Consider the following 13,118-nt stretch of genomic DNA (forward strand, 5'->3'; position numbering starts at 1 on the left):
GCGCCCAGGGTTCGCCCTGGGCACTGCATTGCGTGGGGAAGATTATGAGTGAGACCGTAGGCCAAGTGGATGAGACGCCCATCTTGTTGGACGTCAATGGCATCGAAGTGATTTACAACCACGTCATTCTGGTGCTCAAGGGTGTGTCCTTGCGCGTGCCAGAGGGACGGATTGTTGCCTTGCTGGGCGCCAACGGTGCCGGTAAAACCACGACCTTGCGGGCCGTATCGAACTTGCTGCGCGCCGAGCGTGGTGATGTGACCAAAGGCCAGATCCATCTGCGTGGCGAACGTATTGACCAACTGACTCCGGCTGATCTGGTCAAGCGCGGCGTGGTGCAGGTGATGGAAGGGCGCCATTGTTTTGCGCACTTGAGCATTGAAGAGAACTTGCTGACTGGGGCTTATACCCGTTCCTTGTCGCGTGGCGATTTGGGTGCGGAGCTGGACAAGGTGTACCAGTACTTCCCGCGTCTGAAGCAGCGTCGCACCAGTCAGGCAGGCTATACCTCCGGCGGGGAGCAGCAAATGTGTGCCATTGGCCGTGCCTTGATGGCCGATCCGGGCATGATCTTGCTGGACGAACCCTCCATGGGTCTGGCGCCGCAGGTAGTAGAAGAAATTTTTGAAATCGTGCGTGACTTGAATCAGCGCGAGCGCGTCAGCTTCTTGCTGGCCGAGCAAAACACCAACGTGGCCCTGAAGTACGCCGACTACGGCTACATCCTGGAAAACGGCCGCGTCATGATGGACGGACCTTCCAAGGCCTTGGCCGAGAACGAGGACGTCAAGGAGTTCTATCTGGGCGTGTCAGGGGGCGAGCGCAAGAGCTTTCGCGACAATAAATTTTATCGGCGACGCAAGCGCTGGCTGGCCTAAGGCCCAAGGATTTTCAACACATTGTTCCGGTCAGGCTCGTACTGAACATACAGACAAGAGCTTGTTCAGTATGGGCGCAGACCAAGAGTCTGGACGCACTACCGGTGCCGTCCATTACCCCTTTTGACGTTTTTAGCTTTGTGCAGCTTCTGGCCGCATTGCTTGTTTGCGGCAGCAGAGCTTGGGATCGACGCGCGTCTGCCTAGGGGCGGAGAGTCGGACAAGGCTGGGCGCGGGAGCGTTTGAATGTCAATTCATCCCAGTGGAGGAGAGATGAGCCAATACTACGACGAGCGCGAAACCCTGGAGCCGGCAGAGCGCGAAGCCGATTTGATGACCCGTTTGCCGCAGGTACTGCAAGCGGCTGCCAAGGGGGCCCCGGCCATTGCCAAGCAGTTGCAGTCCGTTGATCTGGCCGCCGTGCGTAGCCGGGAAGATCTGCTGACCATTCCTGTATTTCGTAAAAGCGAGTTGTTGCAGGCCCAGCTTGAGGCCCGCGAACAGGCTCGTTCCAATGCGAATAGCGCTGCCTATGCACAATCTGTGTTCGGGGGCTTTTCCTCTATCGGCTGGGGCGCTGCCCGCAAGGTATTTGCCTCGCCTGGACCCATGTACGAACCCGAAAGCCGCCGTCCTGACTACTGGGGCTTTGCACGCGCCCTGTATGCGGCCGGTTTTCGACGCGAAGAACTGATTTTCAACTGTTTCTCCTACCACTTCACCCCTGCGGGTTCCATGATGGAAACCGCCGCCCATGCTTTGGATTGCACGGTGTTTCCCGGTGGCGTTGGTCAGACGGAACAGCAGGTGCAGGCCATGGCTGATCTGCGCCCCAGTGGCTATACCGGTACTCCCAGCTTTTTGAAGATCATCATGGAAAAAGCCCAGTCCATGCAGGTAGCCCTGCCCGGATTGAGCAAGGCTTTGTTTTCCGGCGAAGCCTATCCACCTTCATTGCAAAAGTGGTTCAGTGAACACGGCGTAGCGGGCTATCAAGCTTATGGCAGTGCCGACCTGGGCATGATTGCTTATGAAACAGAGGCTCGCGAGGGCTTGGTGCTGAACGAAAACTTGATTCTGGAAATTGTGCGCCCCGGTACCGGCCAGCCAGTGGAACCGGGCGAAGTGGGTGAAGTGGTGGTGACCTCTTTCAACCCCGATTACCCGTTGGTGCGCTTTGGTACGGGTGACTTGTCGGCAGTGATGCCTGGACAGTCCCCATGTGGCCGCAGCAATCAGCGCATTCGTGGCTGGATGGGGCGGGCAGACCAAACCACCAAGGTGCGTGGCATGTTTGTGCATCCGGGCCAAGTGGAGCAGATCCGCCTGCGACACAAGGAGCTGGGGCAGGCGCGCTTGCTGGTGCGTGGGGCTACTGGTCAGGACCAGATGGTATTTCAGGTGGAGGTCACATCCAAACCTGAGGGGCTGGAGCAGGCCTTGGCGGACTCCATCCGCGAAATCACCAAATTGCGTGCTCAAGTGGAATTTATGGAGCCGGGTGCTTTGCCCCGTGATGGTAAAGTCATCGAGGACCAACGCAGCTACGATTAATTAGCCATGTATATATGCGCACAAGTCGCAGTCGGGCTGCGGTACTATGCTGGAAAATAGTAAATACCTATACCTTTTGAGGAGAGCCCGATGCGCTTTGTGCCAGTTTCTGCAGTAGTCCTGGCCCTGATGGCCAGCATGCCCGCTGCCCAGGCCGCCACCCTGGACAACGTCAAACAGCGTGGCCACGTGCTGTGTGGCGTGACCACAGGTTTTGCCGGTTTTTCTGCCCCTGATGACAAGGGCAACTGGACTGGTCTGGATATTGATGTGTGCCGTTCGGTTGCGGCGGCAACCTTGGGTGATGCCAGCAAGTTCAAAGCCGTGCCTTTGAACTCGCAGCAGCGCTTTACCGCCCTGCAATCGGGCGAGATCGATTTGTTGGCACGCAACACGACGGTGACGCAGCAGCGTGATACGGCAGTGGGTGCCATCCATGCCGGCATCAACTTTTACGATGGTCAGGGCTTTCTGGTTTCCAAGAAGTTGGGCGTTTCCAGCGCCAAGGAACTGAACGGCGCCACTGTTTGTATGCAGACCGGGACTTCCAACGAAAACACGATGGCGGACTGGGCTCGTGCCAATAAGGTGGAATACAAGCCTGTTGTCATTGAACAGTTTAACGAGGTGGTCAACGCCTTTGTGGCTGGCCGCTGCGACGTGTTCTCCACGGACGCCTCGGGTCTGGCCTCCATCCGCATCTCCAAAATGGAGAATCCGGACGATTACCTGGTTCTGCCTGAAATCATCTCCAAAGAGCCTCTGGGCCCATTCGTTCGCCAAGGCGACGATGCCTGGTTGAACATTGTGAAGTGGTCCATTCAAGCCAGCTTCAATGCTGAAGAGCTGGATGTGACTGCCGCCAACGTGGATGAGAAGCTCAAGAGCAATAACCCCAACATTCAGCGTCTGCTGGGTGTGACGCCTGGTGCCGGTAAAAACCTGGGTCTGGACGAAAAATGGGCCTACAACATCATCAAGCAAGTGGGTAACTACGGTGAGTCCTTTGAGCGCAACGTCGGTAAAGGCAGCGCGCTGCAGATCGAACGTGGCTTGAATGCATTGTGGACTGACGGTGGTTTGATTTACGGTTTGCCTATCCGTTGATCTGAGCGCTTCAGACAGTAATAAAAAACAGCTCCCTTGGGGAGCTGTTTTTTATTGGGGCTTCATACCGCCGAATGCTGCGTATAGGCCGCGCATATGCCGTGCATAAATTTGCTTCCATGCCCCGGGCAGTGATGGCTGCCTCGATGCACTGCTGGTTTTCAAGACTGCATCTGTGCGGAGAAGTCGCCCGCTTAACTCTTGCGACGCAACACCAGCGAGATCTTGGCAAAGGCTACTTGCAGATCCTGCGTGGCCCCTTGAAAGATTACCGGGCGGCCACGTCGGGTAAAGCAAATCAGGCGCTTGGAGTTGAACAGCGGCACGAATTTGGCAAAGTGAATGTCTTGCCATTGGACTTCCCGCTTCATGATCCAGTTTTGGCGTATGCCGTTCTGATCAATGGTCGTGACGCCGTGCCACATGTGCCAGGCAATCAAAATCAAACCCGTAAACAGCAGTACCAAACAGCCCGCCAGTACAGGACTGATGGCCGCGCCTTGTGGCGAGCTGGCTACCAAGGCGAAACGCACACCAATCAGGGCCAGGACGACCCAGGCGCTGGCAGCCACCCACTTGGGCCAGGAGCGGCCTTGGATGGGTAAGGGGCCCAGGTCCTTCAGCATGGCATCAATTTCCTCTTGCGAGGGAGCTTGGCTCATCAGCACGCGGCGGCCCCTTGCTTGCGGGCAGCCAAGGCATTACCGGCGTTGCTGGCAGATTTGCGGTTCAGATGAGCCGAAATCCATTGGCCGGTATCCACCACGGCATTCAAATCAATGCCGGTTTCAATATCCAGGCCTTGCATTAGAAACAGCACGTCTTCGGTGGCGACGTTGCCGGTAGCGCCCTTGGCGTAAGGACAGCCACCCAGACCTGCGACAGAGCTGTGAAAAATGTGAATGCCCGCCTGCATGGAGGCCACGATATTGGCGATAGCTTGGCCGTAGGTGTCGTGGAAATGGCCCGATACATGGATTGGGTCAATGTGCTCGGTGACCATGCGCATTACGTCGTAGACCTGGCGGGCAGTGCCTACCCCAATCGTGTCAGCGACGTCGATTTCATCGCAGCCCAGTTCGATTAAGCGTTGACCTACTTTCAGCACATTGGCCGGCGCTACGGCACCTTCGTAGGGGCAGCCGAAGGCACAGCTGATGGAACCGCGCAGGCGCAAGCCCGCTTCTTTGGCGGCCTGGGCTACGGGTTCAAAGCGTTCCAGCGATTCTTCGATGCTGCAGTTGATATTGCGCTGCGAGAAAGCCTGACTGGCGGCAGCGAAAATCACTACTTCGTCCGCCTTGGCGGCCAGGGCAGCTTCAAAGCCACGCATATTGGGGGTCAGGGCAGAGTAAATCGTGCCGGGTCGGCGTTCGATAGCAGCCATCACGTCTGCGCCATCTGCCATTTGTGGCACCCATTTGGGCGATACAAATGAAGCGGCTTCCACGTTCGCAAAGCCGGCTTTGGACAGACGGTTGACCAGCTCAACTTTGATATCGGTGGCGATAAATTCTTTTTCGTTTTGCAGACCGTCCCGAGGGCCGACCTCCACAATCTTGACGCGTGATGGGTATGACATGCACTTTCCTGAAGGGATAAGGGGTTTGGGCCTAAGGACCCTTACGATTTCGTCATGATACCCCTTGACGGGTGGGGCTGGCGTCCTAGGAACAGCCCTATGCGCTAGGGCTTGATGCGCTGAAAGCGTCCGTCTGCCAAGGGTTCAATGCAGCCGGCCAATTCCAGTTCGGCCAGCACGGCGGGCAGCTCAGTGGCCAAAAGGCCCGTGCGACGCAGCAGTTGTTCGGGAGTCAGCGGGGCAAAGTCGATGCGCTCCAAAATAGGGCGGAGTTCGTCTGGCAAGGCTTCATAGTGGGCAAATGAGGGGCTGGATGGGCTGGACGCATCCAGGCTCAAGGGGTTCTGGGCGTTACCGAGCTCGTCCAGAATATCCTGGGCACTTTCCACCAGCTTGGCCCCTTGGCGGATCAGGGCGTGGCAACCGCGAGCCAGCGGCGAATGAATGGAACCGGGGATGGCAAAGACTTCACGTCCCAGCTCTCCAGCCAGACGTGCCGTAATCAAGGACCCGCTTTGACGGGCCGCTTCCACCACCAGCACGCCTTTAGCCAGCGCAGCCACAATGCGGTTGCGACGCGGAAAGTGATGCGGCAGTGCGCGAGTCCCCAAGGGGAATTCGCTGAGCAACAAACCGTGAGCACTGATCTGGTGAGCCAGATCGCGGTGGGCAGCGGGGTAGACCAAGTCCAGCCCGGTGCCCATCACAGCGATCGTGCCTGCTGACTGTGGCCCTGCCTTCAAGGCGCCTTGATGTGCTGCTTGGTCGATCCCGCTTGCCAACCCGCTGATGATGCACCAGCCTTTGGCGGCCAGGGTGTTGGCGAAGTCTTTGGCGGTTTCCAGGCCAGACTGTGTAGCGTTACGAGCCCCCACAATGGCAAGGCCTTTTCGCTGCAAAGCGCTCAGATCGCCATGTGCGTAGAGCAGCATGGGGGCATCATGCAGGTCCAGCAGGGCCGCCGGATAGCTTGGGTCTGCCAAAGTCAGCACATGGCGGCCTTCCTGCTTTAGCCAGTCTAGGGTTTGGTCTATCTGTGCCTGTACTTCCTCGCTGGCAGCGTGATTGAGCTGAGAGGCCAGATCGCCGGGAATATGTTTGGACAGGGTATGAGCCGAACTCTTGAAAATTTGGGGTGGCAGCCCGCAGGCGGCCAGCAATTGCCGGGCCTGAGCAGGGGTCAGCCCAGGCTCTAGCGACAGGCGCAGCCAGGCACACAATTCTTCCAGGTTTTCTTCCGAGCTAAAATGATGAGGCATAAGGCAGTGTGGCACGAAACCGATTGTTTTTCTGATTGGCGCAGACTGTTTTGTCCAGGGTGGATGCCGTTTTTCTGTTTGGGCTTCGTGTGCGGCCGCGGCAATCGGGTGCCGCCCTGAAACTTGTTTTATTATATCGACTTATCGCTTTTTCTTCGGACATGACAATGGCTTTGCTTCCCATCCTTAAATTTCCTGACCCACGTCTGCACACGGTGGCCAAACCCGTGCAGGAGGTCGATGACCGTATTCGAAAACTGGTCAAGGATATGGCCGAGACCATGTATGACGCCCCTGGGGTGGGTTTAGCGGCGACACAAGTGGATGTGCACGAACGGGTTGTGGTGATTGATGTGTCGGAAGGCGGCAATGAGCTGCTGGTCTTGATCAACCCGGAAATCACCTGGAAAAGTGAAGAGCTGCAGGTCTACGAAGAAGGCTGCTTGTCCGTGCCTGACATCTACGACAAGGTAGAACGTGCGGCGCGTATCCGCTTTAAAGCCTTGAACGAGAAAGGCGAGCAATACGAAAAAGAAGCCGATGGCTTGCTGGCGGTGTGTGTTCAGCACGAGCTGGATCACCTGGATGGCAAAGTCTTTGTGGAATACCTGTCTGTGCTCAAACGCGAGCGTATCCGCAGCCGTTTGCGCAAGCAGCAGCGTGAAGCCCTGAAGGTGGGGCAATAGTCTCCATGCGTATTGTTTTTGCTGGTACCCCGGATTTTGCTCGTATCGCCCTTGAAGCCCTGTTAAAGCAGGGCTTTGATGTTCCTTTGGTTATGACGCAGCCAGACCGTCCGTCAGGACGGGGCATGAAGTTAAGCCCGTCTCCCGTCAAGCAAGCGGCGCTTAACGCCAATATTCCGGTTCTGCAGCCACATAGCTTGCGTCTGGATGGCAAGTACCCTGAAGAGGCGGCCCAAGCCCGCCAAACCCTGCTGGATTTGCAGCCGGATTTGATGGTGGTGGCGGCTTACGGTTTGATTTTGCCCAAGTGGACTCTGGAGCTACCGCGTTTCGGCTGCTTCAATATCCACGCCAGCCTTTTGCCCCGTTGGCGCGGTGCGGCACCCATTCAACGTGCGATTCAGGCAGGCGATACAGCCACCGGCATCACCATCATGCAGATGGACGAAGGCCTGGATACGGGCGATATGTTGGTGCGCCGTGAGTTGCCTATCCGTGACGATCATAATGCGGCTGCCCTGCATGATGATTTGGCCCAACTGGGAGCGCAGGCCTTGCTGCAAGCCTTGGAGCAATTGCGTGATGGCAAGCTACAGCCTGTACCGCAGCCAGAAGAAGGGGTGAACTATGCAGAGAAATTGTCCAAGGCGGAGTCTGCTCTGGATTTTTCTTTGTCCGTGCAGGACTTGGAGCGCCGCATCCGTGCTTTTGATCCGGTGCCGGGCTCAACCTTATCCTTGCCCGGTTTGGATCAGCCAGTGAAAGTGTGGCGCGCACAGGTGCTGGATCAAAAACCCACGGCAGAGCCGGGGCAGATTTTGAATGTCAGTGCCGAAGGTATTGATGTGGCGTGCCGCGATGGCGTGCTGCGTTTGCTGGAACTGCAAAAAGCCGGTTCCAAGCGCCAGCCTGTAGCAGTATTTGTACAAGGCTGGCAGTCTCGTTAAGTGGGCTCAGGCGCCAGGTCTACTCTGGCGCCGCCATTCCAGGGCTCCGATCACAATGCCGCTGGTACACACCACGGCAATCCCTATCCAGGTAAAGACATCCGGGAACTGACCCCAGATCAGCCATCCCAGCGCCGCTGCGGCCACAATTTGTAGATAGACAAAGGGCGCCAGCAAAGACGCGGATGCGCGCTGATATGCCTGGATTTGCAGCAAGTGCCCCAAGCAACCCCATAAGCCGGTCGAGATCAAAATCAACCATTGGAAAAATGACAGCTCTTTAAGGGCGGGCAGGGCGGCGGGCAAGAGAAAGGGCAGGGCAATGGTCAGGCAGATGCTACCGACCGCACCGCTCCAGATCAGGGTGGTTAAAGAATTGTCCACGGCCACGCGGCGTGTTGCGATAAATTGCGTGGCGAACATACAGGCGGTTATCAGGCCAAACATCACGCCCAGCGGGTGCAGACCTGCTGTGGGCCGGATAATGATAAGCACGCCGATGAAACCCACGCCAGCGGCGATCCAGCGGCTGATGCGGGGTGGTTCTTTTAAGACCCAGGGGGCAACCGACAGGACCAGCAAGGGGGCCAGGAAATTAATGGAAGTGGCTTCGGCCTGGGGCAGGTAACTTAAGGCCGAGAAAAATGAGAAGGTGGACAGCATCATCACTGTGCCACGCAAAATTTGTGCTTTGGGCCGAGAGCTGCGCAGTATCTTGCGCCCTTTGACGGGCAGTACCAGAGCCAGTACCAAACCCAGATGGACGACGTAGCGGAACCAGCACATCACCAGCAGGGGCACGCCAAAGCCCATAATCCACTTGCCGCTGGCATCCAGACCGGACAGGGCCCAGGAAGACAGGATCAGAATGAGCACTCCGGCCAATGGAAAAGTGGCGGGAGACAGAGTGGTCCGTGAAGGTGAGGACGATTCGGCTGTGCTCATGACAGGCTCCTGACGAAAAGCACAAGGACGGCCGGGTGGCCGTCCTAGGGAGAACTCGATCTTACCGGATTAGCGCTTTTGCAGGGGCAATACACGCTCGATTGCGGAGCCTACCGCCAACAGGTGTTCGTCGTGGTAGGCAGGAGCCGCCACCATCAGGCCCACAGGGGCTTCATCTTGCGCGTGGCAGGGCAAAGACAGAGCGCAGCCGTCCAGGAAGTTGATCAGGGTGGGGTTACGCAGCACCAGGCCATTGGTAGCGAAGTAGACCTCGTCGGACTCTTTCAAGTCTGCGATACGGGGGGCTACGACGGGCACGGTGGGCATTAGGACGGCATCGTAGCGCTCCAGACGGCTTTCTACCGAACTGATCCAGGCTTGGCGAGTGTCTTGCAGCTCGATGTAGTCGGCGCAGTCGATATCTTTGCCACGCAAAATACGGGAGGCTACGCGCGGGTCGTACTCGTCGCCCTTGCTTTGCAGGGTGTCGCGGTGCACAGACCAGGCTTCAGCGCAGACAAAACCGCCTTTGCGATTAATTTGTGGCAACTGGTCGAACTCGGGCAGATCGATTTCTTCGACTACCGCGCCTTGCTCACGCAGCAGAGTGATGGCGCGGTCAAAGGCGGCGCGTACGGTGTCGTCGATGCCATCGAACACAAAGGTTTTCGGTACAGCCAGACGCAGAGTGTCCAGGGCTGGCGTTGCTACAGGCACGTAAGGCTGGTCGGTCAGGATGGAGTCCACAATGGCGCAGCATTCCACGGAGGCGGCCAAGGGACCATTGGAGTCCAGGCTACGCGACAAAGGCATGGTGCCTTCGCTGGGAACACGTTCAGCAGTGGGCTTGAAGCCTGTCAGACCGTTAAAGGCCGAGGGAATACGGATGGAACCGCCTGTGTCGGTACCGATGGAGAAAACCGACATGCCCTGGGCTACGGCGACGCCAGCACCCGAGGAAGAACCGCCAGGGATACGGGCATTGTCACGATCCCATACGGAACGAGGGGTGCCGTAATGGGGGTTGATGCCCAGACCGGAGAAGGCAAATTCGGTCATATTGGTCGAGCCAATCAAGATGGCGCCTGCGCGCAGCAGCCGCTCCACAATGGTGGCGTGCTGCTCGGCAGGTTCGGCATCTTTCAGAACAACCGACCCACCCAAGGTGATAGAGCCAGCGATATCGTGCAGGTTTTTGACCGACATGGGCAGGCCTTCGACCAGCGAACGGCTCAAACCGGCTGCACGCAGCAGATCGGAGGCCTTGGCCGCTGCCAGAGCCTGTTCGGCAAACACCTGAATGAACGTGGCGGCGCCGTCGCGGCTTTCGTCCTGGATGCGGTCCAGGGCTTTCTGGGTCAGTTCAACCGAGGTGGTTTCACCGCGATCAAGAGCACGTTGCAGTTCGGTAATAGTCGCTAGCATGGGTCACTCACAAAATAAATGGGTGGGTTGGGCTGTGCCAGTTTAGGCTACTTCGGGCAGCACTTCAGTCACGTAGGTATGACGGATGCTGCGTTCGCGGCGGGGGTCATACAGTTCCATGGTGAACTGGCTTGCTGGGCGAATGCCGCCAATGGCGCCAACCGTGCCGCAAGTCATGCCGTAACCTTCAGGCATGGTAGCGGACTGGAAGTAGCCTTCGATCAGTTCCAGCGGGTTCTTCAGGGTGGACAAAGGGCCGTCCTGATACAGGACTTCTTTGCCGTCTTCCTGAATGTAGGCACGGATGATCAGCTCGTCCCAGTAGTCAGCGACATCGCCGAACAACCAGGCTTCACGGGCGACGGGTTTGGCGCAGATTTGTTTGGACAAAGCCACGCTATGCGCTTCCAGCACGCGGTCGGTGTGATCCGATGCCAGGCTGACCAGCAAGCGACCCTGGTGATTGAAGACAAACACCTCTGTTTCGCCCGAAGAGCCCGAACCGACGACCTGGATGGCTTCATCCTGGATCATCTGGTTGGAGGCAACACGGTAGTACAGCGGCACTGAGCTTGGGCGGGGTACGCCCAGCTCGGCCAGCTCTTCGATGTGATGCTCGATGGCAGCCAGATCACGACCGGCCCAGCCGGCCACGATGCAGTGCTGCAAATCGGCTTCGATGATTTCAGTGTGGGTGGCCTGGGCCAGCTCAAAGGTCAGACGCATAGCAATACTCGTTTAATCAAGAGACACAAGGGGGTTAGCTGAACAGGCGTGGCAGCCACAGAGCCAGGTCAGGGACCACAGCCAGCAGAGCAACCATGACTAACAGCATCACAACAAAGGGCAGACTGCCAATCATCACATCGTTCATGCTGCCACTTGGGCGCAGGCTTTGGACCACGAACAGGTTCAGGCCCACAGGAGGAGTGATCAAAGCCACTTCCACCAGAATGATGATGACGATACCCAACCAGATTGGGTCAAAGCCCAAGGCAATCATGATGGGGGCCACAATCGGGATCGTGGTGATCATCATGGACAGGGTTTCCATGAAGCAGCCCAGCACCAGGTAGAACACCACCAGGACCAGCAACATGGTCATGGGAGGGACGCCCAGTTCGGTAATCGAGGATGTCAGTGCATTGGTCAGGCCCGTCGCGGACATGACAAAGTTCAGGAAGGACGAACCGATCACGATCAGCATGATCATGGCCGTGGCTTTCATGGAGCCTTCCATGACATCTTTCATCATGCGCCAGCTCATGCGGCCCGAGAAACATGCCAGAATCAGTGCACCCACCACGCCCAGAGCGGCGGCTTCAGTCGGAGTGGCAATACCGGCATAGATCGAACCGACCACCAGCAGGAAAATGCCCAAAGGTGGCAGCAAGTGCACCAGACTGCGCAGGCGCGGGCCCCAGCTGGATTTGGTCTTTTTGCCGTCCCATTGCGGTTTGATAATGCAAGCCAGTGCAATAGCCAGCATGAACAGCAAGGCCATGCCCAGACCCGGAATGATCCCGGCCAGATACAGCTTAGGTACGGAGGTGTTGGTCAGAACACCATAGATCACCAGGTTGATCGATGGGGGCAGCAAAATACCCAGCGTGCCACCGGCGGCCAAACTGCCCAGAAACAGGGACTCGTTGTAGCCGTATTTTTTGATCTGTGGAATTGCGACGGTACCCACGGTGGCGGCCGTAGCCACGCTGGAGCCGGAGGTCGCCGAGAACAGGGTGCTGGCACCGATGTTGGCGTGCATCAGACCACCGGGCAACCAGGACAGCCACAGGCTCATGGCGTTGTACATGCGCTCGGCCATGCCGGAGCGCAGCAGGATTTCGCCCAGCATGATGAACAGAGGGATGGCGACCAGCAAGAACTCAGTGCTGGTGCTCCAGGTAATTTCACCCAGAGCGCCCGTCAGGGGCAGCATGGAGTACAGCGGGTCCAAAATCATGCCCAAGGCACCCAAGGCGGCGCCTACGGGAATACTGAGTCCAATCAGGACCAGCAAAAGCGTCAGTGCAGTGGTAATCATTTGGCGTCTCCGTGAACCATGCGTTTGCCAGCCTCGGCTTCTTCAGAGGCTTCTTCCTGAGTGCTACGAATACCGCACAGGGACTGGATTCCGGCCAGATCGCCAGTAATCAGCGCCAGGCTGGAGCGCAGCAGCATCAGGGCCAATACCACGCACAACCAGACCAAACCGGCGACCCACAGGTATTGAGGAATCCACAAAGGGGTACCCAGCGCCGTGTTGGCGGTGGACTGGTTAGCCCAGGAGGTACCGGCGACATCAGAGGCATACATAGTCAGAAAGACAATGAAGACTCCCATTACGACCAGGGCCAGCCAGTCCAGGATGGCCGCGAGCCGCACGGGCAGATGCTGATAAATCACATCAATTCGAATATTGGCGCGCTGCAAGGTCGCAAAGGACAGGGCCCAGGAGATGCTGATGGCAAACGCGTAGCCAGACAGTTCATCCGAACCGCCCAACGAGCTGCCGGTGAATTTGCGGACCAGCACGTCGGCTGTGACATAAAGGGCGCTGAGCAGGGTCAGCGTGCCGGCGATCCAGATGGCGACGCGCGACAAAGTCGTTGCGCTGGCCAACAGTCGGTTCAGCATGGCGAATTTTTCGGTATTTTCCATGGTGTCTAACCCGTTCAGGGTTGAGGAGCAGATAAATGATGATTGACCCTGTAAACAGGGTTGGCCCGGATGGT

General features: G+C 57.6%; 13 protein-coding genes. 5 read left to right on the forward strand and 8 right to left on the reverse strand.

Annotated features, from left to right (window positions below; translation table 11 throughout):
- Positions 1 to 44: 44 nt before the first annotated feature.
- The 3 genes from AC1RSM_RS18155 to AC1RSM_RS18165 all read left to right on the forward strand — a co-directional run bounded on the left by AC1RSM_RS18155 (position 45) and on the right by AC1RSM_RS18165 (position 3,539).
- Positions 45 to 878, forward strand: a complete 834-nt coding sequence (locus tag AC1RSM_RS18155) for an ABC transporter ATP-binding protein (protein ID WP_492933973.1) — start codon at positions 45 to 47, stop codon at positions 876 to 878.
- A 273-nt stretch (positions 879 to 1,151) separates the two neighbouring features.
- A complete protein-coding gene (locus AC1RSM_RS18160; RefSeq protein ID WP_492933974.1) occupies positions 1,152 to 2,432 on the forward strand; it encodes a phenylacetate--CoA ligase family protein in 1,281 nt (426 codons plus the stop codon).
- A 90-nt stretch (positions 2,433 to 2,522) separates the two neighbouring features.
- Positions 2,523 to 3,539, forward strand: coding sequence for an amino acid ABC transporter substrate-binding protein (locus AC1RSM_RS18165; RefSeq protein ID WP_492933975.1), 1,017 nt, complete (start codon positions 2,523 to 2,525; stop codon positions 3,537 to 3,539).
- Positions 3,540 to 3,733: 194 nt separating this feature from the next.
- Here the strand turns inward: AC1RSM_RS18165 and AC1RSM_RS18170 are convergent, their stop codons facing one another.
- The 3 genes from AC1RSM_RS18170 to dprA all read right to left on the reverse strand — a co-directional run bounded on the left by AC1RSM_RS18170 (position 3,734) and on the right by dprA (position 6,380).
- Complete coding sequence (locus tag AC1RSM_RS18170; RefSeq protein ID WP_492933976.1) at positions 3,734 to 4,201, reverse strand: hypothetical protein; 468 nt, start codon at positions 4,199 to 4,201, stop codon at positions 3,734 to 3,736.
- Complete coding sequence (locus AC1RSM_RS18175; protein ID WP_492933977.1) at positions 4,201 to 5,121, reverse strand: hydroxymethylglutaryl-CoA lyase; 921 nt, start codon at positions 5,119 to 5,121, stop codon at positions 4,201 to 4,203. The genes AC1RSM_RS18170 and AC1RSM_RS18175 overlap by 1 nt, the downstream gene beginning before the upstream one ends.
- A 104-nt stretch (positions 5,122 to 5,225) precedes the next feature.
- A complete protein-coding gene (gene dprA / locus AC1RSM_RS18180; protein ID WP_492933978.1) occupies positions 5,226 to 6,380 on the reverse strand; it encodes a DNA-processing protein DprA in 1,155 nt (384 codons plus the stop codon).
- A gap of 167 nt (positions 6,381 to 6,547) precedes the next feature.
- Here dprA and def point away from each other — a divergent pair, with 167 nt between their 5' ends.
- Both def and fmt read left to right on the forward strand, forming a co-directional pair.
- Positions 6,548 to 7,066, forward strand: coding sequence for a peptide deformylase (gene def / locus AC1RSM_RS18185; RefSeq protein ID WP_492933979.1), 519 nt, complete (start codon positions 6,548 to 6,550; stop codon positions 7,064 to 7,066).
- Between the two features lie 5 nt (positions 7,067 to 7,071).
- Positions 7,072 to 8,013: a methionyl-tRNA formyltransferase gene (fmt, locus tag AC1RSM_RS18190; protein ID WP_492933980.1), complete on the forward strand. Its 942-nt coding sequence runs from the start codon at positions 7,072 to 7,074 to the stop codon at positions 8,011 to 8,013.
- 6 nt (positions 8,014 to 8,019) lie between these two features.
- Here fmt and AC1RSM_RS18195 read toward each other — a convergent pair whose 3' ends face one another.
- The 5 genes from AC1RSM_RS18195 to AC1RSM_RS18215 form a co-directional block, all read right to left on the reverse strand.
- Positions 8,020 to 8,958, reverse strand: a complete 939-nt coding sequence (locus AC1RSM_RS18195) for a DMT family transporter (protein WP_492933981.1) — start codon at positions 8,956 to 8,958, stop codon at positions 8,020 to 8,022.
- Positions 8,959 to 9,027: 69 nt separating this feature from the next.
- Positions 9,028 to 10,383 carry an amidase gene (locus AC1RSM_RS18200; protein WP_492933982.1) on the reverse strand — a complete coding sequence of 452 codons (1,356 nt, stop codon included), beginning with the start codon at positions 10,381 to 10,383 and terminating at the stop codon, positions 9,028 to 9,030.
- A 42-nt stretch (positions 10,384 to 10,425) separates the two neighbouring features.
- On the reverse strand, positions 10,426 to 11,109 hold the full coding sequence (locus tag AC1RSM_RS18205; protein WP_492933983.1) for a DUF2848 domain-containing protein: 684 nt from the start codon (positions 11,107 to 11,109) through the stop codon (positions 10,426 to 10,428).
- A 34-nt stretch (positions 11,110 to 11,143) separates the two neighbouring features.
- Entirely contained in the window at positions 11,144 to 12,427 is a 1,284-nt protein-coding gene (locus AC1RSM_RS18210; RefSeq protein ID WP_492933984.1) for a TRAP transporter large permease, read from the reverse strand.
- Positions 12,424 to 13,044, reverse strand: a complete 621-nt coding sequence (locus AC1RSM_RS18215) for a TRAP transporter small permease subunit (protein ID WP_492933985.1) — start codon at positions 13,042 to 13,044, stop codon at positions 12,424 to 12,426. The genes AC1RSM_RS18210 and AC1RSM_RS18215 overlap by 4 nt, the downstream gene beginning before the upstream one ends.
- Between the last annotated feature and the right edge of the window lie 74 nt (positions 13,045 to 13,118).

This window comes from Alcaligenes sp. GW821-FHT11D07, assembly GCF_058808495.1.